This is a genomic window from Candidatus Woesearchaeota archaeon (assembly GCA_016192995.1).
GTDB lineage: Archaea > Nanobdellota > Nanobdellia > Woesearchaeales > DSVV01 > JACPTB01.
Genome location: JACPTB010000009.1, coordinates 35345 through 59548, shown reverse-complemented (window position 1 = coordinate 59548; position 24204 = coordinate 35345). Strand labels below are relative to the sequence as shown.

Annotated in this window: 20 protein-coding genes and 1 pseudogene; 11 read left to right on the top strand and 10 right to left on the bottom strand. The window is 33.8% G+C overall.

Annotated elements, in window-relative coordinates:
* Nucleotides 1–185 precede the first annotated feature (185 nt).
* The 3 genes and pseudogenes from HYY69_07185 to HYY69_07175 all read left to right on the top strand — a co-directional run bounded on the left by HYY69_07185 (nucleotide 186) and on the right by HYY69_07175 (nucleotide 3639).
* Nucleotides 186–587 (top strand): annotated as a pseudogene (locus tag HYY69_07185) (Lrp/AsnC family transcriptional regulator).
* A gap of 9 nt (nucleotides 588–596) precedes the next feature.
* The gene (lysA, locus tag HYY69_07180; GenBank protein MBI3033232.1) at nucleotides 597–1805 is read left to right on the top strand and encodes a diaminopimelate decarboxylase; all 1209 of its coding nucleotides are present in this window, start codon (nucleotides 597–599) and stop codon (nucleotides 1803–1805) included.
* A gap of 730 nt (nucleotides 1806–2535) precedes the next feature.
* Entirely contained in the window at nucleotides 2536–3639 is a 1104-nt protein-coding gene (locus tag HYY69_07175) for a hypothetical protein (GenBank protein ID MBI3033231.1), read from the top strand.
* A 184-nt stretch (nucleotides 3640–3823) separates the two neighbouring features.
* Here the strand turns inward: HYY69_07175 and HYY69_07170 are convergent, their stop codons facing one another.
* From HYY69_07170 to HYY69_07160, 3 genes are read right to left on the bottom strand one after another with little or no spacing between them, the layout of a single operon-like run.
* A complete protein-coding gene (locus tag HYY69_07170; protein MBI3033230.1) occupies nucleotides 3824–4969 on the bottom strand; it encodes a proteasome-activating nucleotidase in 1146 nt (381 codons plus the stop codon).
* A 45-nt stretch (nucleotides 4970–5014) separates the two neighbouring features.
* Nucleotides 5015–6082, bottom strand: a complete 1068-nt coding sequence (locus HYY69_07165) for an aminopeptidase P family protein (GenBank protein MBI3033229.1) — start codon at nucleotides 6080–6082, stop codon at nucleotides 5015–5017.
* Nucleotides 6083–6105: 23 nt separating this feature from the next.
* Nucleotides 6106–7188 (bottom strand): tyrosine--tRNA ligase, encoded by a 1083-nt coding sequence (locus HYY69_07160; protein MBI3033228.1) that lies wholly within the window; start codon nucleotides 7186–7188, stop codon nucleotides 6106–6108.
* A 52-nt stretch (nucleotides 7189–7240) separates the two neighbouring features.
* Between HYY69_07160 and cas4 the strand changes: the two genes are divergently transcribed.
* The 3 genes from cas4 (at nucleotide 7241) to HYY69_07145 (ending at nucleotide 9553) form a co-directional block, all read left to right on the top strand.
* Nucleotides 7241–8086 (top strand): CRISPR-associated protein Cas4, encoded by an 846-nt coding sequence (gene cas4 / locus HYY69_07155; GenBank protein MBI3033227.1) that lies wholly within the window; start codon nucleotides 7241–7243, stop codon nucleotides 8084–8086.
* A 38-nt stretch (nucleotides 8087–8124) separates the two neighbouring features.
* On the top strand, nucleotides 8125–8388 hold the full coding sequence (locus HYY69_07150) for a PRC-barrel domain-containing protein (GenBank protein ID MBI3033226.1): 264 nt from the start codon (nucleotides 8125–8127) through the stop codon (nucleotides 8386–8388).
* Nucleotides 8389–8596: 208 nt separating this feature from the next.
* The gene (locus HYY69_07145) at nucleotides 8597–9553 is read left to right on the top strand and encodes a replication factor C small subunit (protein MBI3033225.1); all 957 of its coding nucleotides are present in this window, start codon (nucleotides 8597–8599) and stop codon (nucleotides 9551–9553) included.
* A gap of 24 nt (nucleotides 9554–9577) precedes the next feature.
* Here HYY69_07145 and HYY69_07140 read toward each other — a convergent pair whose 3' ends face one another.
* The 6 genes from HYY69_07140 to HYY69_07115 form a co-directional block, all read right to left on the bottom strand.
* Nucleotides 9578–10612, bottom strand: a complete 1035-nt coding sequence (locus tag HYY69_07140) for a hypothetical protein (protein MBI3033224.1) — start codon at nucleotides 10610–10612, stop codon at nucleotides 9578–9580.
* Complete coding sequence (locus tag HYY69_07135; GenBank protein MBI3033223.1) at nucleotides 10587–11498, bottom strand: hypothetical protein; 912 nt, start codon at nucleotides 11496–11498, stop codon at nucleotides 10587–10589. Before HYY69_07135 ends, HYY69_07140 begins: the two co-directional genes overlap by 26 nt.
* Nucleotides 11499–11513: 15 nt before the next feature.
* Nucleotides 11514–12524, bottom strand: a complete 1011-nt coding sequence (locus tag HYY69_07130) for a hypothetical protein (protein MBI3033222.1) — start codon at nucleotides 12522–12524, stop codon at nucleotides 11514–11516.
* On the bottom strand, nucleotides 12521–14782 hold the full coding sequence (locus tag HYY69_07125; protein MBI3033221.1) for a hypothetical protein: 2262 nt from the start codon (nucleotides 14780–14782) through the stop codon (nucleotides 12521–12523). The genes HYY69_07130 and HYY69_07125 overlap by 4 nt, the downstream gene beginning before the upstream one ends.
* 133 nt (nucleotides 14783–14915) lie before the next feature.
* Complete coding sequence (gene msrB / locus HYY69_07120; GenBank protein ID MBI3033220.1) at nucleotides 14916–15278, bottom strand: peptide-methionine (R)-S-oxide reductase MsrB; 363 nt, start codon at nucleotides 15276–15278, stop codon at nucleotides 14916–14918.
* Nucleotides 15279–15513: 235 nt separating this feature from the next.
* Complete coding sequence (locus HYY69_07115; protein ID MBI3033219.1) at nucleotides 15514–16572, bottom strand: mRNA surveillance protein pelota; 1059 nt, start codon at nucleotides 16570–16572, stop codon at nucleotides 15514–15516.
* Nucleotides 16573–16668: 96 nt separating this feature from the next.
* Here HYY69_07115 and HYY69_07110 point away from each other — a divergent pair, with 96 nt between their 5' ends.
* The 5 genes from HYY69_07110 to HYY69_07090 all read left to right on the top strand — a co-directional run bounded on the left by HYY69_07110 (nucleotide 16669) and on the right by HYY69_07090 (nucleotide 23455).
* Nucleotides 16669–16812: a hypothetical protein gene (locus HYY69_07110; GenBank protein MBI3033218.1), complete on the top strand. Its 144-nt coding sequence runs from the start codon at nucleotides 16669–16671 to the stop codon at nucleotides 16810–16812.
* Nucleotides 16809–19526 (top strand): N-6 DNA methylase, encoded by a 2718-nt coding sequence (locus HYY69_07105; protein ID MBI3033217.1) that lies wholly within the window; start codon nucleotides 16809–16811, stop codon nucleotides 19524–19526. Before HYY69_07110 ends, HYY69_07105 begins: the two co-directional genes overlap by 4 nt.
* Complete coding sequence (locus tag HYY69_07100; GenBank protein ID MBI3033216.1) at nucleotides 19523–20536, top strand: DUF1016 domain-containing protein; 1014 nt, start codon at nucleotides 19523–19525, stop codon at nucleotides 20534–20536. Before HYY69_07105 ends, HYY69_07100 begins: the two co-directional genes overlap by 4 nt.
* 69 nt (nucleotides 20537–20605) lie before the next feature.
* Nucleotides 20606–22321 (top strand): hypothetical protein, encoded by a 1716-nt coding sequence (locus HYY69_07095; protein ID MBI3033215.1) that lies wholly within the window; start codon nucleotides 20606–20608, stop codon nucleotides 22319–22321.
* 66 nt (nucleotides 22322–22387) lie between these two features.
* Entirely contained in the window at nucleotides 22388–23455 is a 1068-nt protein-coding gene (locus HYY69_07090) for a quinone-dependent dihydroorotate dehydrogenase (protein MBI3033214.1), read from the top strand.
* 35 nt (nucleotides 23456–23490) lie between these two features.
* Here HYY69_07090 and HYY69_07085 read toward each other — a convergent pair whose 3' ends face one another.
* Nucleotides 23491–24090 (bottom strand): hypothetical protein, encoded by a 600-nt coding sequence (locus HYY69_07085; protein ID MBI3033213.1) that lies wholly within the window; start codon nucleotides 24088–24090, stop codon nucleotides 23491–23493.
* Nucleotides 24091–24204 lie beyond the last annotated feature (114 nt).

The window sequence follows — 24204 nt, the reverse complement described above, 5'->3', positions numbered from 1 at the left end:
GCATAAAGGCATTTTAGTCAGAGCGAGAAAAAGAATTAACAAAACAAAAGAACTAGCATGGAAAATTCTTAGTTATAACATTGAACGATTGGGAAATAGCTTATTTAGGTTATGGGAAGCCATATCTCTCGGGACAGAGCCATTATTTCGTAATCTTTATATAGTTGGTTTAAAGCTATTATAGTATGGATGATTTAGATACTCAAATTATAGCTGCTTTGCAAAAGAATGGGAGGCTTGCATTTCTTCAATTATCTAAGAAGCTTAATGTTAGTGAAGGCACTATTCGCAATCGCGTTAGTCGTTTGCAGAAACAGAAGATTATCCGTCATTTTACTGTTAGTCTAACTACTGAAGCAAGCGCTTTTGTTCAGATCACTACTGATCCTCGCGTTTCTACGGCAACTATCTCCCAAAAAATAAAAGAGCTTGGTATTGATCAAATCTATGAATTAGCAGGAAGAATAACTATTGTTTGTTTATTAAGGACAAAAGGTTTGTCTGAAACCAATGATCTTGTTGAAGCAATAAGAACCATTGATGGGGTGCAGCAGACTGAAACGTTTCCTGTATTAAAAGTTGTCTAGGTACTTATCATGGCAGAAAGTACTTTCGCTGGTGTTTTGATTTCCACTCTTGTTAAGAAATATGGCAGTCCTTTGTATGTGTATGATGCTGCAGTTATTAGAAAACAATATCATACTTTGTTTAATGCTCTTACTTGGCAAAAAAAACAATTATTATATGCAGCTAAAGCAAATACTAATATGGCTCTATTGAAATTGCTTTGTAACGAAGGAGCTTGGCTTGATGTTGTCAGTCCTTTTGAACTTGAAATTGGTTTGCAAGCAGGATTTAAACCTCAGCAAATTCTTTATACTGTTAGCAGCATTACTGATGAAGAAATAAGATTTGTTATGAGTAAAAAAGTCTTGCTTAATATTGATTCATTGTCTGGTTTAGAACGGTTTGGCACGTTGTTTCCTGGTAAAAATGTTTGTCTTCGCTTTATGCCAGGTGTTAAAGCAGGCGGCCATAAATATTTGATGACCGGGCATAAAGAAACTAAGTTTGGTATTGCTTTCGATGAATTGTCTGCTGTAAATAACATAGTTAATCGATATAACCTTAAGATTATTGGGTTGCATGAACATACTGGTACTTATATCAAAAATATTAATTTATTTCTTAAAAGTGCAAAAAATATCTTAGATTGTGCTCATCATTTTCCTAATCTGGAGTTTATTGATTTTGGCAGCGGATTTCCCATCCCTTACAAACCTGATGAAAAAGAATTTGCTGTTGATGTTTTTGGTCGTGCGATAAGTTCTTTATTCTCTGATTTTTGCAAGAAGTACGGCAGAAATTTGTTTATGTATTTTGAGCCTGGCAGATATATTGTTGCACAAGCAGGAACGTTGTTAAGTACTGTTACTGTTATGAAACAACGTGGAACAACAATGTATGTTATTTTGGATACTGGTTTTAATCATTTAGTGCGGTCAACAATGTATGGCAGCTATCATGAGATTGTTAATGGTTCTTCTTCTCGAAAAAAGAAGAAATATACTGTTGTAGGGAATATTTGTGAATCTGGCGACATATTTGGTAAGGATAGAATGTTATCTGAAGTGCGTGAAGGTGATATTCTTGCGATTAAAGATGCTGGCGCATATGGGTTTAGCATGGCAAGCAATTATAATTCACGACCTTTACCTGCTGAAGTAATGATTGATAAAGGAAAAGTTACTTTGATTAGAAGACGGCAGAAGGTTGAGGATTTGTTGCGGGAGCAATTAGTATGAAATTAGAATATCACTTAGTAATAGTAATTAAAAGCACAAATAAATACTCAAAGAGAGTTAAACAAAATATGGGTTGAAATCAATGGGCTCAAGAGAAAAAAGAGATAATAACGGCATAGATGTCATAGTAGTACTCTTTATTTTATTTATCATTTATCTTTTGGGAAAAATATTCAGTTGGTGGTAATTCTTTATTTTTTTAAGGAATATTGACATAACTTTTATAAACATCATTATGTTACTTTGTATTGCGTGCAATGACTTCGTGAACACCAGCTGACGCTAGGATGATGAACGGAAGTAACTTATGAGCACGTACTTTTTATTTCTTCATCTATCAACTGCGTAGAAATCCTACTAATTCGTGCACATAGCATCTTCATAGAGACGTTGCAATAGAATAAAAATTATATATCTGAACGCATATTAATGATTTATGACCTGGCTCAAAGTAGTTGAACGAAAAGGACAGAGTATTTTGATTAGTTCTTATTTTTATAACGGTATTCAAACAAACTATTTTAAAGATGCCTTAGGGATTGCTATTGGATTAAATAAGTATCTTATTATAGATTATTCTAATTACTATGATCAAAAGGAAGTAGAAATCGCTAAGAACTTATTAGATAAGAAATTAAAGGAAACAAATTTTGAATTTCTGCAAATATTTTTTAATATTTTTTATAAAAAAGCACAGGAATTGATTGAATTTTCTAATGAAATTAAGCAGATGAAATCAAAACAACTAAAGAATAATATGTTCGGACTGTTTTTAACCTTCAGCAATAAATGCCTTGAGTTTGCTCCTGCAATGTATCTTCCTATTCTCGTTGAAAATATTGTTCAGGATGAGATAAAAAAGATTATTAAAGAAAATATCAAAACTAACAACTATGATTACTTTGAGTTATTCACATCATCTTCCAAACCAACCGAAGGATCTGATGAATTATTACATCTTTATAAAATTGCAAAGAATCCTGACCGTAAAAACATACAAAATCATCTCAGACAATATCAATGGTTGTCATATACTAAATGGAGTGGACAGTTATGGACTGAAAAAACGATCAAAGATAGAATTAAACAATTAGGTACTATTGATATTGATGAGAACATAGAGGAATTAGATCAATTCTATCACTTCAATAAACAAAAAACTAAAAAAATAATAACCAAATACAATATATTGAAAAGAGATGAAACTAAAATCTGGCTTGCAAAAGAGCTTGCTTATTTTAGGACCTATCGATTAGATGTATATACCAAAGTTGGTTATAATATTCTTAATTTATTTGAAATAATAAGCAAGAAGTTTGGTATCAATCGAGAAGACTTAGTATGTTTAACCTACCAAGAGATTTTAGATTTGCTGAAGAATAATAAGAAAGCTGATAAAGAAAGAATAAAACAAAGACAGAAAAATGCCTGGCAGATGAAATTTGATAAAGGAAAAATAGATATAACGCACAATAATTTTGAAATAAGAGAGAAACATGGCAGTAAAAATGTGGTATTAAAAGGAATTTGTGCCTTTCCTGGAAAAGTAAAAGGCAGAGTTAAGATTATTCGAGGAGTGCTTGAATTTAACAAGATGGAAAAAAATGCTATTCTCGTTACCTCAATGACTACGCCAGATTTTGCTCCTCTCATGGAGAAAGCTAAAGCCATTATCACTGATGAAGGAGGCATTACTTGTCATGCATCTATTGTTGCCAGAGAGTTGCATAAACCTTGCTTAATTGGTACAAAATATGCAACTAAGATGTTAAAAGATGGAGATATGGTTGTATTAGATACAGATAAAGGAATTGTGAAGATTATAAGGAAATAGAGTAGGATTTCTACGCAGCCCCTCTATTGTACGTAATAAGTCTTCTATGGTTTTAGTGCCGGTTCAGCTTTTGAAGTGTAGTTTTGATTGGATTTTTCTCTCTGGCACTCCGAAAAATCCCCGATGTTGACTAAAAAGAGCTTCACAATATAGGCACTAAAACCCCAGACTTATTACGTACCCTCTATCCAAACATCTTAATGTAGGTCTCGTCTTCTGCTTCTTTACGCTTGACTTTTTCAATAGCTTCTAGAAAATCTTTGTGCATAATCTTTATTCTGTTGGCGCGGATTGCAAAGTAACCTGCTTCAGTACATACAGCTTTGATTTCCGCACCACTAAACTCAGTCATCTTTTGAATTATTTCCTCAATTTTCACTTTTTTATCTAAACTCATTTTAGAAGTATGAATTTTGAAAATCTGTTTTTTACCATCATTATTAGGATTATCTACTTTAATTAATCGGTCAAGTCTTCCCGGCCTGATGATTGCAGGATCAAGAATATCTATTCTATTAGTACAACCAATAATTTTAACATTGTCAAGGTTTTTAAAACCATCGAGTTCTGCGAGCAATTGCATGAATGTTCTTTGCACTTCCCTTTCTCCTGAAGTACCAATTTCAATTCTTCGGGAAGCTAAAGAGTCTATTTCATCAATGAATACAATCGATGGTGCTTTGTTTCGCGCAAGCTCAAATATTTCTTTGACTAGTTTTGCTCCTTCTCCAATAAACTTCTGCACTAATTCAGAACCTACAATTTCAATAAAGGTTGATCTTGTTGAAGCAGCAACTGCTTTAGCAAGCAAGGTTTTTCCTGTTCCTGGAGGACCATATAACAAAATCCCTTTTGGCGGCTGGATGCCTACCTTTTCAAATAATTTTGGCGAAGTTAAAGGCAATTCAATAACTTCTTTAATTTCATTAATTTGTTCGGTTAATCCACCCACTTCTTCCCATTTTGTTTGCGGCTTTTCAATAATAACAAATTTTTCCACATTGAAGCGCTTGGTGTTATGAATCCTGTTCATAATACTTAAATTTTTTTGCTCAGTTAATACATGATCGCCAGCTTTTAATGGTTCGCAGTCAGCAGCAATATGAACTAAGAATTTATTTCCATTAGGGGTTTTAATAATTGCAGTATCCTTACTTGAAACTTCAGTTACTTCACATACCATTAATGCAGGCTGGCGCAGTTTATTTAATTCATGCTGTAATTGAGAAACTGTTTCTTTCAATAGCTTATTCTCTGCTTCCACTTTGTGCGCATTAATGGTATAAGAATACATGACACTCTCAAGTTCATTTTTTGCTGATGTCTCCATGTTGTTAAGAGAGTATTCATTGTTTTTAAATGTTTTGAAAATGATTTAATTAATAATAATTAAATCGTCTGTTGAAGAAGTTAGTTGTTTTAATCTATTATTTTCTAAGACATAGTCATCCTCTATTCTAATCCCATACTTTCCTGGAAAGTAAATTCCAGGCTCGATGGTGAAAACCATATTATTTTTGAACTCTTCTTTACTTTTATATGAAATGCCTGGCGGCTCATGCACTTCGGTGCCAAGGCCATGACCAAGTGAATGAATATAAAATTTATTTAGCTTACCAAACTTTTTTCTTATTAGTTCATCTGTTTTTTTAACTTGAAGTCCTATTTTTATTATCTTTCTTGACTCATAAATTGCTTCTAGCACTAATTGATAATGCCTGCGTTCTTGTTCTGATGGTTTTCCAATATATATTGTTCGTGTCATGTCTGAGCAGTATCCTTGATATCTTACGCCAAAATCAAGAACACAAAATCCTTTGTTCAACGTAACATTTTTTGGTGTGTAATGAGGCATTGCTCCATTTTCTCCAGAACCAACAATCACCGGGAATGAGATGGTGCAGCCATAGTGTTTTGCTTTTTGCTCAATGAAATTTGCAACATCAAGCTCAGTTTTACACTTCTTGAAATTTTTTATCAACTCAGTAAATATCTTATCGCCGATACTGCAAGCTTTTTTAATAGCTTTAATTTCACACGATGTTTTTTGCTCTCTTATTTGGTAGATAGTTTTGTTGATATCAACCCATTCCACGTCTTTTATCATTTTTTTTAACGAATCAAATTCGTTAATAGTGAGAACTCCTTTGTTAATGCCTATTTTCTTGTACCTGTTTTTTTTAATCTCTTCTTGAAGTATTTTAAAGGGATGTTTTGTTAGCATCTTCACGTTTTTTATTATTGCTTCATTTTTCGTTTTTTCGTATTCTAATGAAGAAGCGTATATTGTTGGTGTTTTATCCGGTGTGATGATGAGAAAAGTATATTCTGCTTCAATATGGGTAAGGTAGTAAAGATGCGAATCTTTATGGTTAATGTTTCCTAGAAAAATACCGTCAATTCCTTCTTTTAACATTGTTTCTTGTAATGCTTTAAGATTCATACTTGTTTAATAGATTATTTGGTTTATATATGTTTCTCTGTAGAGTAACTATTAATTTCATCATGTAACTTATGGAGTTTTGCGTTTTTCTGCACTTTTTCTCGCACAGGCGCAATCATGTCATTAATGTAATGAGTGGTTGCATTTTTTAAGTCCAAAGGATGAATTGTGCCTGCGCTGAATGCGGATTCTAACTTATTATAGCTTTCAAATTCAATACTCCCACCAAACTTTGCTGGTCTTTCAATATGCATTGTTTTGAACTTTTCAAAGACAAGGTACTTGCAATATTCCAATACAGGGTTTTCATCGACTTGTTTTACCGGACAGTATGCTTTGCTTATTTTACGCTTAATATCTTCTTCTGAATCAAGCATAAAAATAGCGGTGTCTGGCTTTGATTTTGACATTTTCATATCTATTGCACGTTCAATGGGGTCCTTTTCTTTACTTACTGGTTCACCTAATCCAAGAAGCATATGATGGCTCACTACTACTGGTTTCCAGAATCCTAATTTTGGTCCAAGTTCTCTTGCCAGTATATTTACTTTACGTTGATCCATACCTAATTGAGTAATATCAGCTTCCAATTCGAAAATATCAGCAGCTTGCATACAAGGATAGATTATCTGCGAAGCTTGCTGAACTTCAGCTTCTTTTCTTCCCATTATTTGGCCACAACGAACTATTCTATTTACTGTTGCATGCTGCGCAATACGGACTACCTTCTTCCAATATTCTTGATCATCAACAATATCTACTGCCCGTATGAATTCAACTTTCTCAACATCCATGCCGCATGCTTTCCATATTTCAATGAGAAAATCTCCAGCTTTTTGGATTTTCTCTAAATCTCCACCAAATTTTAAATTAGTCCAACCATGCCAATCAGCAGCATACATTTTGAATTTAATTCCAGCTTTAATCATTTTATTCACATTAATTGCTCTGAGAATGCCTTGCGCAATATGGGGAACTCCTGAAGGCTCAAAACCATCATATGCAACAGGATGGGTTTTAGTTTGTAAGAGATTTTTCAATTCTTCCTCAGTAACAATCTCTTCTCCTACTTGTTTGATTAATTGTAATTTTTCATCGACATTCATGGGGAGATTGTTTTTGATTTACTTTATAAAGATTATGTGTTTTCTCTTCATTATGCTTGATGTCACCTCTTTACTCACGTATGTATATTGCCCTCGAAAGTTATTTCTTGAGAAAGCATTGTTTTTAGAAAAGCCCTCAAAACCCGAGCTTCTTATTGGCGCTATTAAACATACTTTTTTTCAGTATATTGTTAATGCTCTCCAGGAACTTGTTCTTCAAATACAGGAGACTACTGTTATCAAGGATTTACTACGAGCTCATTATTATAACCTTCTGGATACTATTCTCAAAAGATATGCTGTTGATAGTAAAGCGCAAGCTCTTGATGAAGTTAAGCTTCACCAGGAACTTGTCGAAATACTCACTATGCAAGTATCATTTTTCACTGATCTTATCGAAGAAAATATTCATCAACACCATTGTTACGGGCAAGCGCTTTGGGATACCTTTAACCCTCGATTTAGAACTGAGGTCTATCTCGCTTCAAAACAACTTCAGTTAAAAGGCAAAATAGATGTTTTATTGCAAACTCCTGATTTAGCAGTCCCTATAGAATTAAAATTCAGCCATGCACCTATTTTATATCAAGGGCACCATATCCAAGTAGCTGCGTATATTATGCTTCTCCAAGATGCCGGTTATCCCAGCGGTTATGGCACTGTTTATTTTCCCCAGCTCAATGTAAAAGAGAATATTTCTTTAAACCCTTTTCTTAAATATGATATTGAACGTTTAGTGGCTAAAATACATGCTCTTATTTCTGAAAATTCATTACCAAGTTATTGTAACAATAAGGCTAAATGTAATGGTTGTGAATATAGAATCAGATGTTATGATGAGGTTTTTATGGCAGAAAAAATCAAAACGCTTCAAACGAAAGATTTAAATACGACATAAATCACACTGTTTTTAAGTATGATTACGAGGTAGATCTTATGGCTGACGAAGACAGACGATTCTCAAAACAATTATTAGGAAAAACAGTTGTATCTAAAACAGGCAAGCGTTTCGGCGAAGTAGGTGATTTAGTTTTTGAAACACGTTCAGGTGAACTTATTCATCTTGTTCTTGTTAATCCAACGTCATATACTGAAAAACTTGAACTTGAAAAAGATAAAAACAATAATATTCTTATCCCTTTTAGCGCTGTTATCGCAGTAGGGGACTTTATGGTTATAGCAGAAGAAGACATTATTTAAGATCGTAAATAGTACGTAATAAGTCTTCTATGGTTTTAATGCCGGTTCAGCTTTTGAAGTTCACATCAATTGGATTTTTCTCTCTGGCACTCCGAAAAATCTCCAAAGTGAACTTAAGAAGAGCTTCACAATATAGGCACTAAAACCCCAGACTTATTACGTACCGTAAATAACAATTTATTTAAACTGTTTCTTTTTTCGTTTTACTATGGAAAATACTATTTGGATAGAGAAATATCGACCTTCTCGTTTTGCTGAGCTTAAAGGTCAACATTATATTGTTGATAAAATAAAGGCATTTGTCCAGCAAAAAAATATGCCACACTTGATGTTTTCTGGGCCAGCAGGCACAGGAAAAAGCACGCTTGCCTTAGTTATTGCAAAAGAATTATATGGCGAACATTGGCGTAATAATTTTCTTGAGCTTAATGCGTCAGATGAAAGAGGCATTGACGTTGTTCGGACGAAAGTAAAAGACTTTGCGCGGACAAAAGCCATTGGCAATGTACCTTTTAAAATAATTTTTCTTGATGAAAGCGATGCTCTGACTAAAGAAGCGCAGCAAGCATTGCGAAGGACTATGGAAAATTATTCACAGACAACGCGATTTATTCTTTCTAATAATTATTCATCTAAAATTATAGATCCTATCCAAAGCAGATGCACGGTATTCAGATTTAGGCCATTAATGCAAGAAGATGTTTTTACTATTATTGATCATATAGCAGTAAAAGAAGGTTTTACTATTGCTGATGAAGCTAAAAAAGCATTGTATGAAATTACTCATGGCGACTGCAGAAAAATGGAAAATATTCTTCAAAGCTGCTGCGCAGTTGAGAAACACCTTACTCTTGCATTAGTGTATTCTTTAGCGTCAGTAGCTGATCCAAAAGAAGTGCTTGAAATTTTAACTCTTGCCGTAAAAAATAAGTTTGTAGAAGCTCGCAATAAACTATTAGATACTATGTTAAAATATGGTTTAAGCGGCATTGATATTATCAAGCAAATTGAAAAAGCTGTTTGGGAGTTGCCCATTTCTGACAGGAAAAAAGTTGAACTGATTGATAAATGCGGAGAAATTGAATTCAGAATGACTGAAGGCAGTGATGAATATTTGCAATTAGAAGCTTTGTTAGCTCATTTCACTCTTTGTAGTTTGAAATAAAATTCAATTTTGTAAAATTGAATTTTATTTCAATTCAGGATTTTCTCGAATTCTTACTGTTTGCGCTACAGCATCTTGGTAGACATATTTAAGTTTAACATCAAGCTGCTGAAGAAATACATCTTTAGGTGGAATTGGACTGTCAAATCCAAATTTACATCTTAATACTGTTTGCTGTTTGCTTGGTGCAGCTGCAATTCTGATCACATTAGTGTTGCCTCGCGCTTCGCACTCCCATCCTTGAGTAACTTCAACAATTTCTACTTCATCATAGATGGGGTTAAAATCTATTCCCGGATCATCAACTTTAGCTTTTCCTACTCCTGCATTTCTTACAGGAATTTCCACTATTACACGGCCTTTACCAGCTGATCTTTCAACAGCAGCACCAATTTGAATTGGACCTCCTGAAGCAAATGCAGCTTTTTGACCGTCTATTTCACAAAATCTCTTATCACGAATATCTCCTTTTAAGCACACTTGCGGAACTGCGATATTAGTCCCATACAAATAAGTATATTCTACGAATACATTAGCATCAAAAAATGTTCCTACAACTCCTTTGTATTGGGCATTTCCAAAGAAGAGCTGTTCTTCGCCCCCTGTTGGAAAATATTCTGAAACTTTGTCTATTCTTTGCTGATTGGTCATGTCAAAGGTAATCCCAGTAAAATCTGTTGAGGCAATTCCTTTGATTTTCATATTAACGGTGCCAGGTTCTACCATGAACTCTCCTTTGTTCAATAACAGAATTGAAATAGGAAATGATTGGTCTTCCCATACTTCTGGAACACCACTCTTAGCTACTGCTCCAATATCTTCAAATACACCAACTAATCCTTGACTTCCACCAAAATAGACAGGTTGCACTTTAGAAGGACCTTTTCCACCACCACTGCATCCTGTAAGAATAACTATTACACTTATGATAATAACTATCAGCGGCATTCTCAGTTTCATATATTTGCCTCCTTTTTCTGTTTTTTCTATTGTCCATACTGGTTTATATACTTTTCGGACAAAGTTCTCAATACTATTTCTCCTTGTTTGATCCTTCATAAAACGGATTCACTATCTTAACTTGTTTCTTAATACTATTTGCATAACCATAGTTAAGATCAATGATTAAAGGAGTTTCATAATACTCAGGACCTGGTCTAGTAATAAATTTGCAAATTGCTGTTCCCTTGTTTTCGTATAAAGTAATACTATTCTCATTTTGACATATTGCTTCCCCTAATCCTGAAATAGCCATGTCAATATGAACAATGTTTGTTTTAGTATGATCTAAGTTAAAAGGGCAGTCAGCTATATTATTTGTATTGATTACTAATCCTTTCCCTCTATTTTCAACCGTTACAATAAACTGCATATAGTTCTGGCTTATCCTTTGTTCGACACTTGTTACTGCAATCGGTGCGCCTTGATTTTTTAAATGCGTTATTTCCGGCTTGCATCGCGCTTTTCCTTGTGTTAACGTTTTAGTGTCTGGAATAATACATGCTGTTGAAAATGCTCGTGTTTGGTATTCATAGCAGGCAGTTGCCTGAACAACAGGCGCATATTCAGTGCCATAAGGAACTTTTAAAGGTCGTTCTTCTTCAAACGTTAATGTCTTTATCTCACCTTCAGGATTATTTGGCGTTTTTCCTTCCAAAGGAGGAATTTCTTGCGTTGCAGCAGCAAAAAATATGGCATTTTTATCGTATCCTGAAATATACAATTTCCCTAATGGGAAATTGTAGCTGCCTTTGTTCTGCACATTCACTGCTAGTCGCAAATAATCCCCTTCTAAGTAGAGGTCCCGATCGTCAATACTCATTAAGCTTAATCCTAATCCTTCATTTCCAGTTCTGAAATCATAATTAGCTTGAGGGCTCTGTCTATTACATCCTGTTAGTATTATTAAAATAATACCAACCCATAGGAAATATATTTTTTTCATGTTCTTTTATCTTTTTTATTTTACTACATCTGGATTGATAATTTTTATTTTCTTTGTCTCAGTATAAGTATACCCATACCGAAGCTTTATCGCAATTTGTGTCATAAATGCACCTTCATTCTTATGTATTCCTGGCGGATCAACAAAGCAATTTAAGGTAATTTCTTTATCTTTTAAACGAATACCCTTTTGATTGTTTGGAATGCATTTAATGTTATTGCCGCCCATACTTTTTCCACCTGTTCCTAAAATATATCTGAAACGATCGTTCATAACCTTAATTTCTTCTAAAGTAATCGTGTTCCAATCCTTCGGATTAAGTTTATTGCTTGAACAAACATCACTTGTTTTTTCTTTTCTTATTACTTCACCGTTGCCTTCGTTTCTTATTGTTATGATAAATTCTGGAACAACATAATCGTTTGTTGACTTATGAAATTTTGTTTCTATCTTTTTTATTGCAATTGGACTCCCTTGGTCAGAAGCATCAATATCTTTTACTTCACACGCTTTTTCTATTGAAGTCATGGCACCTAATGACGGATCAATGCAAATATCTTCTTTTAATTCAGTTTCGTATTCATAGCATGTTTTGAAAACAACCGGTTCAGTGCGTTCTTCTTCAGTTTTTTTCAGCTGTTTTGGTTTAATGCCAAATTCAAAAATCTGAAAATCACCAATCGGATTAAAGACTGATTTTCCCTTGATTTCTAATTTTTCAAATAAAGCATCAGCACAACCTTTATCATCCATAAATAAACAAAAATCATCCTTTCCTGTGCTGATCATTAATCTGCCGTCTTTTAAATCATAAGCGCCTTTATTCCATACCGTTACTGCTGGCTGCGACTGGCTATTATCATAAATTTCTTCTGGAATATTAAATATTTCAAAACTTAATCCTTCAGTGCCTGTTTGAAAATCCTTGATTGTTTTAATGTCTTGCTTACCTTTATTGCAGCCTATTAAACTTATACTTACTAAAATGAGAAGAATTATTACATTGAATTTTAGTTGTTTTTTCATTCCACTTTCACATTTTGAGCAGTTTCAACTTTATGTTCAACTTCCATGCTTGGGCCTGGTTTCTTTGTTTTTTCAATAGTAGTGTCAACAACATTCATACCTGGTGTTTGAGGTTGTTTTACTGCTACTTGTGTTGACTCACTTATTTCATACCAATATTGCGCTTTAATAATTATTTTCTTTTTTGTTACTGTTTTGCTTTCTTCAAGCACGTCACTGATTTTATCAACTTTTGCTGAGCAACTAAATGTTACAAAATCTTTTATATCAACTAGGGTATCTGTATATAATTCAGCACGCAGGTTGTACACATTATACTCAGTTGTTAATTTTTTGCAGTCGTCTTTTATACACTCTTTAATATCACCATCATTTTCATATTGGTAGCTGCAACTTCTATACACTCCTCCTTTTGCGGTGAACTCTTCCTCAGGGCATTCATCTGCATTTTGATCATTCTTCTTGAAAAGATGAGAACATTCATAGATTGTAGCTTCACCAAGATCTTCTGATTTTACTGTTGATTCTCCACTTGGCAATGCAGTTTTTGGTATAGTTCCCGTGCCCGTCTCAATCAAAGAAGTCCCTTTAGGAATTGCAATTTTGATGTTGGTTATTTTTTTTAACTTTCCGTCCCACCCAAATTGATTATTGCTCAATGTTCCTGCGACAGTAAAAAAAGTAGCATCTTCTTCATCAGTTGCCTCATGAATGGGAATCAGGGATTTATCAGGCTGTCCAAGTTCTATAGGACCAGGAGAATAAACTGCTTTTGTATCAAAACTGTCAATACCAGTGTCGTCTTTCAATTTTTCTAACCGTGCTTCTCCTGTTTCATCACGATAACTTAAAAATCTGTCGCGATCAATGAAATAAATTACTTTTTCACTTGTTGTTTCATAAGGAAAAAATGCTTCAAAATTCACGGTAAATGTTTGCTGGCTGCCACTTGCTTTGTTGAATTTAGCGAGTCCTTCTGGAAATCTGCATTTGATTTCTTTTTCATCTCCTTCTATCAACTTATAGTACGCAAGTCGGTCTTTTTCCTCAGGAAAATCCTTGGTTAACCGCTCAGGAGCTGGTTTTTGCGTTTGCAGTTTTACCAGGCCGTAATCTATAATCTCTTTCCCTTCTTTTGTTGTTCCTTTTTCAAAAGAAGCGTCTTTTTTCCCCTCATAACATTGTACTAACACCTCTCCAGATGGCATGGTGAGTTTATTTGCGCTTAAAGCAGCTGTTACAAACAAATGCTCATTTTTCCTAAAAAGATCAGCGCCAGGTTTCATGTTTTTAATATGGATGCCAACAGGTTCTGATGAGCCACTCTTTTGTTGTTCACCTGAATATTGTTCACCTGTGGCATAGGATAACGTGTTTTGCCAACGAACTGTCATTTTGTAGCTGAAGTCAGTAATACTGTTCCAGAATGCTTTGAAAAAACCAAATACTCCCCCAAGACCTTCGCCATATACAGCCGCAGTAGCTTTTAATTGTTCACCCTGCGCAGTCTGGCTTACTCCAGCTTTTAAGCTCCCAATTCCTGTTTTAGCTTGCGCTATGCTTGTAATACCAAAAAACAACAATATTATCCAGAATATGATTAATATCGTGCCAAAATTTGTTGGTTGGTCGCTGTTTTGATCACGATTAAATATAACATAGAACATCCATAATGGGAATAAGTATGGATTAATAATATACTTTGTAATCCAATCGATATTTCTTATATCTCCGCTTAAATTATAAACAACCGGGAGAATAATTTCAACAAGAATAATAGCTCCAAACCATTGGTGCATATTTCTTTTTTCAAGATCAGATGCTGTTAACACGACAAATAATCCTAAAATAAAATTAACCCCTAATTTAACATATAATGTTGTACTGTTTCCCGTTACGTAGAACATGAAATAATAACTTATTGCAAGAGCATAAGTAAAGTACAGCAACCCTCGCGTTGTTTTTTTCTGACCAATGATTGGCGGCTGTGGTTTATTATCTTTTTGCCAAAACCATTTTCTTTGTTTAGTCATGGCTTCTTTGAGTTTCTGCCATTTACTCGGTTTATTTTGTTTTAATGCTTCAGCTTCTTCATCTGCCAGCCTTTTTTGAGATGCAGCACTGTCTCTTTGTGCTCTTGCACCTGCTTCTTCTGCTTGTGCTTGTCTTCTTAGAAGTTGTTGCTGCCAATTATCTGGAGTTTCACTTCTTTGAGAATCATCAGTTCTTGATCTACGTTGAGCTTGTGGTATTGGCATATGCTACCTCTTTTGAAGAGAACTTTGCAAAATACTTGCAAAGTTCTCTAAAAGAAATTCTATATTTTGTTGTTTATAAATATTGTCAGGTTAATCACCGCGGTGAAAATAATTTGGTAGCTCTTGCATGATATTATTTCTTCTCAAAATTCAAAACGCAAGAATTAATACAATACCTTTTTCCTGTTTTTCCTGGACCGTCATCAAATACATGTCCTAAATGTCCGCTGCATTTCCTGCACAAAACCTCGACTCTATGCATACCATGACTAACATCATCTTTAAGAACAATATTCTGTTTGTTAGCAGGATCAGAAAAACTTGGCCATCCAGTTCCTGAATCAAATTTAGTATCTGAATTAAACAATATATTTCCACATCCAGCGCATCTATACCTACCTTTCTCTTTAGTATGCACATACTTGCCCGTAAAAGCCGGTTCAGTGCCTTTTTCTCGTAACACATGATATTGTTCTGAGGTTAATTTTCGTTCCATGTTGTTTATCAATACCTCTTACTATGGCTCTGGTGAAAATCTCGGCATAGCCTCGGTTTTATTAAAAATCACTATTTTTAATCCCTGAGATCCTTCGGATTCAGGTGACATCAGTTCGGCTTTTGATGGATTTATTTTATTGGATTTTTCTCTCTGGAAATCCGAAAAATCCCCGCACGAAAACTTAAAGAGCCTCACCAAAAGATGCCAAAAACTACATTTTCACCAGAGCTTCTTACACTTTATATCTCAGCAAAGCGCCAATTCCTCCCAAACCCTGCAACTCTTGCCCGCCTTCATGGTCAGTGCTGATGATACGAATTTCACCCTGCATACTATCAACAAGTTTCATAACATGATCAAGAGCATGATATTTTCCTTCACTGCGTAATTTCTGAATAAAGGCATCAGTGAGCAATAATTGAGCAACTGCGCCAACTTCAGCAGTATGCTGAACATCTTTAAAACCATACACTGCTTTATCATCTTTTGCTATTCCTAATTTCAGTGCTTCGACGAGATGCATTTCTTGGATAATTCTGTCGTCTTTTAATGCCTGGACAACTTCTGTTCGCTTTAAAACCTCAGCTATACCGCTTTTGCCAACATGATTACATGATGCTAGCAATACTTTTTTAGCCAAAGGATCTTGCTCAAGAACTTCCAAAAGATATTCCTTCCAGAAAGCAGGGCTGCCAATCACTATTTTTGTTATGCCATATTTTTGATCATAAGCACGTAATTGCTCAACAATCTCTTGATAAAAAGTTTCTTTAATTTTTTCAGGATTTGCTTTTTTCATCACTGCTCCTTTTAATTCACTTAATATATCATATCCATATTTTTTAAGCAGCGCAAACATTGCTTCTTCGCGGTCAAAAACACAGATCAGAATATGGCTTTTTTGCTGTTGTTTTGCTTCATTGAGTTTGTCAATATGGTAACGCAAAAAACGCTCTTTAGTCAAGGTAAATAACGTCCCTGGTTCCAGGGTAAACGTATGATAAACTCCCCGTGGGACATCATCAGTGCCTTCAATAGTTTTTCCAGAAACACGAAGCAGGTTAGTGTATTTATGGAATTCTACTTTTTCTACGGCAAGAGAAATCAAAATTACTTTGGTAAACACTTTTGTGTTCCTCTCTCCACCATCACTGAGCTTGATTTTTCTCAGAGTTTTGCTTTTGAATATATCATATTCTTCAATAATACTGCTTAAATACCATAAATCATCATTATTTTCCACTTGAGCCTTTAATTGGCCTTTTTTTAGATCTTGATGAATTATTTTCATACAACATAAAAAGTATAGAAGATTATAAAAGTATCTGAATCTTTCAGTTAGTATCATAGTAAAACTTATATACTAAAGAGGATATAACTACTCACTATGGGAAAGATTAAATTAGAAGGTTATGTTTGTGAACGTTGCGAACATAAATGGGTTCCTCGAGAAACAACAGAGGAACCAAAAGTTTGCCCAACCTGTAAAAGTCCTTACTGGAATGTACCCAGAAAGAGCGAGAAAAAATGATAACAAAAGAGCAAGGAAAAGAAGAAGTAAGGAAGTTAGTAGAGAAATATAATAGATTAGCGGAGTCTGGAAAAGTTAAATCTTATAATGAAGAAATGACAAAGAAAGATTTTATTCTTCCTCTCTTTCGTGCTTTGGGTTGGAGCGTTGAAGATGGTGATGAGGTTACTGCTGAAGAAAAAATATCAAAAGGAAGAGTAGATTATGCTTTTAGGATTGAAGGAATACCAAAATTATTTCTTGAAGCTAAAGCACTTAGGGAAGATTTAAGCAAAAAAGAGTTTGCAGAACAGTCAATAAATTATGCATGGCATAAGGGTGCTGTATGGGCTGTCCTAACAGACTTTGAGGGGATAAAAGTCTTTAATGCAGAATGGAAATCGATTAATTACTTACAAAACCAATTCTTTTCAATAAACTGTAACCAGTTTTTGGATAATTTTGAACAATTGTGGCTTTTATCAAGGGAAAGTTTAGAGCTTGGATTAATAGACAAAGAAGCTGAAAAATGGGGTAAAAAAGCAAAGAAAATCCCCGTAGATAAACAACTTCTTAGTGACTTAACAAGATTTAGGGAATTACTAACCAAAAATATCCTGAAAAATAATGCTTCAAAAAACCTTACTGAAGAAGATTTGGAAGAATCTGTCCAAAGAATTATTGATAGACTAATATTCATTAGAACTCTTGAAGATAAACAATTAGAAGCGCCTATCTTGCAGTCTTTGATAAGGGAAAATACGAATAAAAAGATTTGTAAAAAGTTAAATGATGTTTTTAGAAGTATTGATGACACTTACAACAGCAAATTATTCAGTCCCCATCTTTGTGAAGAAGTTGTAATAGATGATGAAATTATTGAAAAGATAATTTATGGATTATTTAAAACGTCTGATAATACAGTTCATTATGACTTTTCTGCTCTTGATGCTGATGTTCTTGGAAATATCTATGAACAGTATTTAGGGCATATACTAAAGAAAACAGCAAAACGAGCAAGTTTGACAGAAGGAAGAGCGCATAGAAAAGAGCAAGGAATATATTACACTCCTACTTACGTTGTTGATTATATTGTAAAAAATACTATTGGTGAGCTAGCTAAAGATAAGAAATTCGATTTAAAAAACATTAAAGTTTTAGATCCTGCATGTGGTTCTGGTTCTTTTTTAATGAAAGCTTTTGATTATCTAGTTACTTTAGATAAAAAGAAAAATGGAGAAATAGCTCAAACTAAGCTTGATTTAACTGGAGCCTCTGCAAGTTATGGAAGAAAAGTTGAAATCTTAAAAGAAAATATTTTTGGTGTTGATTTAGATACAAAGGCTGTGGAGATAGCTCAATTAAATTTGCTGTTAAAAACTGCGGAGAAAAAGCACAGATTACCAACATTGCAGGAGAATATTAAGGTTGGAAATAGTTTGATTGATGATTCTACTATTGCTGGTGATAGGGCTTTCAAATGGGAAAATGAATTTAAAGATATTATAAAGAATGGGGGTTTTGATGTTGTGATTGGGAATCCGCCTTATATTTTTGCAAGAAATCAAAAATTCAATGACGAAGAAAAAACATATTATTATAAAAAATATAAACTCCAGAAATATCAGTTGAATACATATGGATTATTTGTTGAAAGAGCATATGAATTACTTAAACATGGGGGGTTTCTTGGATTTATAATTCCTAATAATTGGTTAACTATAGAAACTTTTTCTACGTTTAGAGAATTTATCTTAAAGAATTGTTCTGATTTACATATAATAAATTTTTTCAATAAAGTATTTGAGGAGGCTAATGTTGATACATGTATCATTATTCTAAAAAAAGGAACACCAAATAAAATTTCTCTAGCAGAAATGAGAGAAAGAAAATTAGAAGAAATAGGCAAATTTAGATGGAATGAGTTTGAGAAAAATAATAATATAATTAATATTCCTTTGTTAAAAAATAGAAAAAGTTTAGGTATAATCACAAAAATAGAGAATAACTCCACTTCATTAAAAGATATCTCTAATGTTTCAACAGGTTTAAAGGCGTATCAAGTTGGAAAAGGTGTCCCAAAACAAACTGAAGATGTTAAGAAAAATAGAAAATTTCATTCAAAACAAAGATTATCAAAAGAGTATTATCCTTATTTAGAAGGGAAAGATGTCGGTAGATATATTTTATCTTGGTCTGGAGAATTTCTTAAGTACGGAGATTTCTTGGCGGAACCAAGAAAATCTGTTCCATTTAATGGCGAGAGGATATTAGTTAGACAAATACCATCTAAATTACCTTATTGTATTAATGCAGTATTAACTAACAGGGAAGTGCTACACGATATTAACAGCATGGTTATATTTAATTTTAGAGCATATCATTCTAAATTAATTCTCGGAGTTATTAATTCTAAACTAATAAGTTACTGGTTTTTTAATAAATTCGGAAAACTTCAGAGAAAATTGTTTCCTCAGTTTAAAGTGAAGGAATTAAAACTATTCCCTATTTTTAAGAAAAGAGATAAAGATTTAGAAGCAAAAATAATCTTATTAATAGATAAAATTCTTTCTCTAAACAAACGCCTGAACGAAATCAAAAACAAACAAACTGATGAAAAAGCTCGTTTAGAAAAAGAAATCCAGAAATTAGATGATGAGATAGACCAAGAAGTCTATAATATTTATGGAATAACTAAAGAAGAACAGAAAATCATTGAGGAAAGCCTGAAATGAAAACTATGCGAAATAAAGAATATAGCGTATTTATTGCTGAAATAAAAGAAAGAATAAGGTCTGCGCAGTACGATGCGTTAAAATCAGTCAATAAGGAGTTAATCGGGCTTTATTGGGATATTGGAAAGAAAATAGTAAGAAAACAAGAATGGGGTAAAGCCATTGTGGAAAATGTAGCTAAAGATTTACAGGCAGAATATCCTGGGATAAAGGGATTTTCTTCACCAAATCTTTGGAGAATGAGAACTTTTTACTTAAGTTATAGGGATAATGAAAAACTCGCACCATTAGTGCGAGAAATCAGCTGGACAAAGAATATCATTATAATGGAAAAGTGCAAAGACGAGCTTGAAAGAGAGTTTTATATAACAATGGTTAAAAAATTTGGCTGGACAAAAGATATCTTGATTCATCAAGTTGAAAACCAATCTTATGAAAAATATATGTTAAGCCAGACTAATTTTGACAAATCGCTTCCAGCAAAATACAAACATCAAGCAAAATTAGCATTAAAAGATGAGTACACTTTTGATTTTTTGGAATTAAATGAAGAACATTCAGAAAAAGAACTTGAAACCGCTTTAATTGCAAGAGTTAAATCTTTTTTAGGAGAAATGGGGAGCTATTTTTGCTTTATTGGGAGCCAATACCGTATTGAAATTAAGGATAAAGAATACTTTATTGATTTATTGTTATATCATAGGAAGCTAAAGTGTTTAGTCGCAATTGAATTAAAAATAGGAGAATTTGCCCCAGAGTTTGCTGGGAAAATGCAGTTTTACCTATCTATATTGGATGAAAAGCTAAAATTAGAGAATGAAAATCCTTCTATTGGGATCATTATCTGCAAGAGCAAAGATAAAACTGTTGTTGAATATGCATTAAAAGAAGTTAAAAAACCTATAGGTGTTTCAACATATAGGATTACCTCTTCACTCCCCAAAAACATATCCCAATACTTGCCTTCAAAAGAGGAGATAGCAAAAAGAATTGAAAATTTAAACAAATAAAATACTTAAGAAACATAGAAACATATATATATCAGAAACCCTAGAACATTTTTAAAAGAAGGTGAAGTTGTGAACTATAAACAAGCACAAAGTGCTTCAGCAGCAGCAGCATTAGTACTTATCATAGGTGGATTTATCATCATTTACTTATTATTACTACCTCCCGATTATAGGGAAGCATTGCTTGAAAATCAACCATTGCCTGAGACTAGCGGCTATAAAGCTTTAACGCCTGGACAACCAGGATATGGTTATGGTCAAGGAAAACTTAATACTTCTATCTTAAGCTTGGCACCAGGAAGAATCGATTACTTGAAAACAACAGAATTTGATCATCCTATTCCTGCTATTAGCCTCTACACCACAACAAATGCTGTTGCAATAAAACAAGAACAAGCAGTCTATGTAAAGAATAGTGCTTTTGACCAGCAATTCAAAGAGATATATTTTACTATCTCTGATCTTGAACATACTGAAAGCGTTCTTTTATCTGCCCAAGTGACCAAAAGCAGGGGAAGGTTAATGCTTTCATTAAATGATAAAACTATTTTCGATGGTCCAGTTAAGAATTTACAACCAATTCCCTTAGACAAAGGTTTATTAAAACCTGAAAACAAGCTTAGTATAAGTGTGAGCAGTGTTGGCTGGGAGTTTTGGGCTAGCAATGAATACCAATTACAAAATCTCCTTGTCTCTGGTCAGTACACTGACGTTGCGCAGCAGGCAAGTAAAAATAGTTTTACCATATCAGATACTGAAAAATATAATCTTGAAACTGTACAGCTCGAATTTTTCCCTGATTGCACAGAATTGAGTGTAGGAAAATTAGATATTTTTATTAACAACCAGAATATTTATGGAAGTATTCCTGCATGCACGCAAATGAATGTTATTGAATTTTCACCTGAAGTTCTTACACCAGGAAGCAATATTATTGTTTTCGGCACCCAAAAAGGGTTTTACACGCTGCAGCAGATCAAGGTACATACTAGATTAAAAAAACAGATTTTACCAACACAATATTTTGAACTGCCTAGTCAATTATTTACCTTTGCTTTTGACAAAAAAGACAAAGGATTTTACGGACCATTATGTGGAGAAGTAGATGGCATTTGCCCAAATAATTGCGATGAAGATTTGGATAAGGATTGCTGTTTTGCAACCGGAGCAAAAGCATGGTGCGATCTAGTTCCTGATGACGAAAGCTTGCGCTGCAGATCAGTGATTAAACTAGAACAATGCAATGACTGCAAATCTGGTTATGAAGATGAGCTTGCAAAACCAGTCAAAGAATGTAAAAGCCAATGTGGTGATGATAGTGATGGCTTATGTCCTGCAGGCTGCAATAGAAATTACGATAAAGATTGCTGCTTTGCTGAAGATAAACAGAATTATTGGTGCAATGATGTTCCAAAATTTGGTGTAGAAAGTATTTGCATGCAGTCTATTAGCCAAAGCCAATGTGAAGCCTGCCCAACAGGTTATCAAACAAAAGATCCAACAGGTTTTGTCTGTGTAACAGACATAACTAATAAAGTGCTGCAAGTTCCTGTATTAAGACCTGAATATATTATTCAGATTAAATTCAAATTCTTTGATGATCAGGAAAAGAAAGCAGCAAAGGTATTTGTCAATGGTCATCGCTTTGAAATAAACACGTTTGATGATGAATATGTGCGAGATATTTCTCCGTTTGTTGTAGATGGCAATAACGGCATTAAAATTGAGCCAATAACCACACCTTTAGAAATTATAAAGATGGATGTTGAAATTAAGCCAAGATAGATTTTTAGCTTATTTATGTACGTAATTCAAATTACATTTAAATATCTCTTATTCTTTCAATCTACCATGCTATTTACATCCATTATTAAACCAATTCTTTTTACGCAGGATCCTGAAACTGTTCATGATCGTGTTTCTCGTGTTATGTCATATGCAGGTAAAAATATTCTTTTAAGGAATCTGACTGAAACTCTCTTTGATTATCAGCATCCTATGCTTCCTACTACTTTTGCAGGAATGAATTTCAGAAATCCGCTTGGTTTAGCAGCTGGATTTGATAAACAGTGTAAACTCATCGAAATTACTTCTTCATTAGGCTTTGGGCATATTGAAGTAGGATGTATAACCGCAAAAGAACAAGAAGGGAATCCAAAACCACGTGTCTTTAGACTGCCCTCTGATTATGCTTTATTGAATCGCATGGGCTTTAACAATAAAGGCGCTGATAAAGCATTAACACAATTAAAGCAGGTAACATCACGAGACATACCTGTTGGACTTAACATAGGTAAATCAAAAGTAACTCCTCTTGATGAAGCGCATAAAGATTATCTCTCTACTTTTAAAACTCTTTACGATTATGTTGATTTTGTAACTATTAATGTCTCTTCCCCTAATACGCCGGGATTGCGTGGACTGCAAGATAAAGATCAATTGCTTAAGATTATAAAAACATTACAACATGAAAATCATGCTGAAAAACCTTTGCTTGTTAAGATTGCTCCTGACTTAGCTTTTGAGCAAATAGCTGATATTATTCATGTTGCGAAAAAAACAAAACTATCAGGCATTATTGCAGTAAACACCACTCTTTCACGAGAAAATCTTCGAACCACCTTTCATGAAGCAGGTGGTGTTAGTGGACTGCCCTTACAACAAAGATCAACTGAAATAATAAATTATATCTACACTGCAACCTCTGGGTTTCTTCCAATTATAGGGGTGGGGGGTATTTTTACTGCAAAAGATGCCTATACTAAGATCATTAATGGCGCATCTTTAGTTCAACTCTATACAGGATTTATTTATCAAGGTCCTTCAATCGCAAAAAACATCAATAAAGGACTTGTAACTTATCTTCAACAAAATCATTTCAAAAACATTTCTGAAGCTGTAGGCTCTCAGGTTTCTTAAGAAAAGAATAAAGATAAAAAATAAATGAAATAATCTTATTTATTCACAACGTGATGGCCCAATTCAACATAGTGTTGAGCAAGTTTAACACCATCATTTACACCTTTAACAACAATACCTGCTTCTAACATGTCAAGGTCATTTGCTGTCCAAGCTTGGTTAGTAAATGGATTTTTTTCCAACTTAGCAGTTGTATATTTTTTCATGTTTGGCGTTAATTGAACGGTGTCAACTACTTTTTGTTGTTTTCCAGGGCCAATAAGCACTACATTCATCATATAATTCTTATCAGAATACCTTTGCGCAACGTTCGATATTTGTATATAATCAATTACGGTGTTAGGTCTTACATATGGTTTTCGATATTTGAATGTTTCTAAATATCCGCCCATATGCTTTGTTGCTTTTGGATCAAAAGACTTGTAAAGATAATCACTAGTAAATGCATAAGGATATTCATCAACGCATCTCCAATGGTATTGCGCATCACTGCTGCATCCTTTTGTTCCAAAGCTTGCAAAATTACCTTTATTTAGTGGCGCTAACGGTGTTTTCTCTGCAAAAGCACTTGTAATAGTCATCACTACGACTACTATATACATGATTATCATCAATCCTATTTTAGTTTTATTCATGTTTAAATCCCCCTATTGTATTTTTCATCTTCTTTAAAGAAGAGATATTCATCAGCAATATCCACCTATTTATATGCTTTACTCTCCTCTTTGGCTATCGGCTCTGGTGAAAAT

Bases quoted from the DNA above. Each gene is read 5' to 3' on its own strand.
- lysA (MBI3033232.1), top strand. From the start codon at position 597: ATGGCAGAAAGTACTTTCGCTGGTGTTTTGATTTCCACTCTTGTTAAG.
- HYY69_07175 (MBI3033231.1), top strand. From the start codon at position 2,536: ATGAAATCAAAACAACTAAAGAATAATATGTTCGGACTGTTTTTAACC.
- HYY69_07170 (MBI3033230.1), bottom strand. From the start codon at position 4,969: ATGGAGACATCAGCAAAAAATGAACTTGAGAGTGTCATGTATTCTTAT.
- HYY69_07165 (MBI3033229.1), bottom strand. From the start codon at position 6,082: ATGAATCTTAAAGCATTACAAGAAACAATGTTAAAAGAAGGAATTGAC.
- HYY69_07160 (MBI3033228.1), bottom strand. From the start codon at position 7,188: ATGAATGTCGATGAAAAATTACAATTAATCAAACAAGTAGGAGAAGAG.
- cas4 (MBI3033227.1), top strand. From the start codon at position 7,241: ATGCTTGATGTCACCTCTTTACTCACGTATGTATATTGCCCTCGAAAG.
- HYY69_07150 (MBI3033226.1), top strand. From the start codon at position 8,125: ATGGCTGACGAAGACAGACGATTCTCAAAACAATTATTAGGAAAAACA.
- HYY69_07145 (MBI3033225.1), top strand. From the start codon at position 8,597: ATGGAAAATACTATTTGGATAGAGAAATATCGACCTTCTCGTTTTGCT.
- HYY69_07140 (MBI3033224.1), bottom strand. From the start codon at position 10,612: ATGAAGGATCAAACAAGGAGAAATAGTATTGAGAACTTTGTCCGAAAA.
- HYY69_07135 (MBI3033223.1), bottom strand. From the start codon at position 11,498: ATGAAAAAAATATATTTCCTATGGGTTGGTATTATTTTAATAATACTA.
- HYY69_07130 (MBI3033222.1), bottom strand. From the start codon at position 12,524: ATGAAAAAACAACTAAAATTCAATGTAATAATTCTTCTCATTTTAGTA.
- HYY69_07125 (MBI3033221.1), bottom strand. From the start codon at position 14,782: ATGCCAATACCACAAGCTCAACGTAGATCAAGAACTGATGATTCTCAA.
- msrB (MBI3033220.1), bottom strand. From the start codon at position 15,278: ATGGAACGAAAATTAACCTCAGAACAATATCATGTGTTACGAGAAAAA.
- HYY69_07115 (MBI3033219.1), bottom strand. From the start codon at position 16,572: ATGAAAATAATTCATCAAGATCTAAAAAAAGGCCAATTAAAGGCTCAA.
- HYY69_07110 (MBI3033218.1), top strand. From the start codon at position 16,669: ATGGGAAAGATTAAATTAGAAGGTTATGTTTGTGAACGTTGCGAACAT.
- HYY69_07105 (MBI3033217.1), top strand. From the start codon at position 16,809: ATGATAACAAAAGAGCAAGGAAAAGAAGAAGTAAGGAAGTTAGTAGAG.
- HYY69_07100 (MBI3033216.1), top strand. From the start codon at position 19,523: ATGAAAACTATGCGAAATAAAGAATATAGCGTATTTATTGCTGAAATA.
- HYY69_07090 (MBI3033214.1), top strand. From the start codon at position 22,388: ATGCTATTTACATCCATTATTAAACCAATTCTTTTTACGCAGGATCCT.
- HYY69_07085 (MBI3033213.1), bottom strand. From the start codon at position 24,090: ATGAATAAAACTAAAATAGGATTGATGATAATCATGTATATAGTAGTC.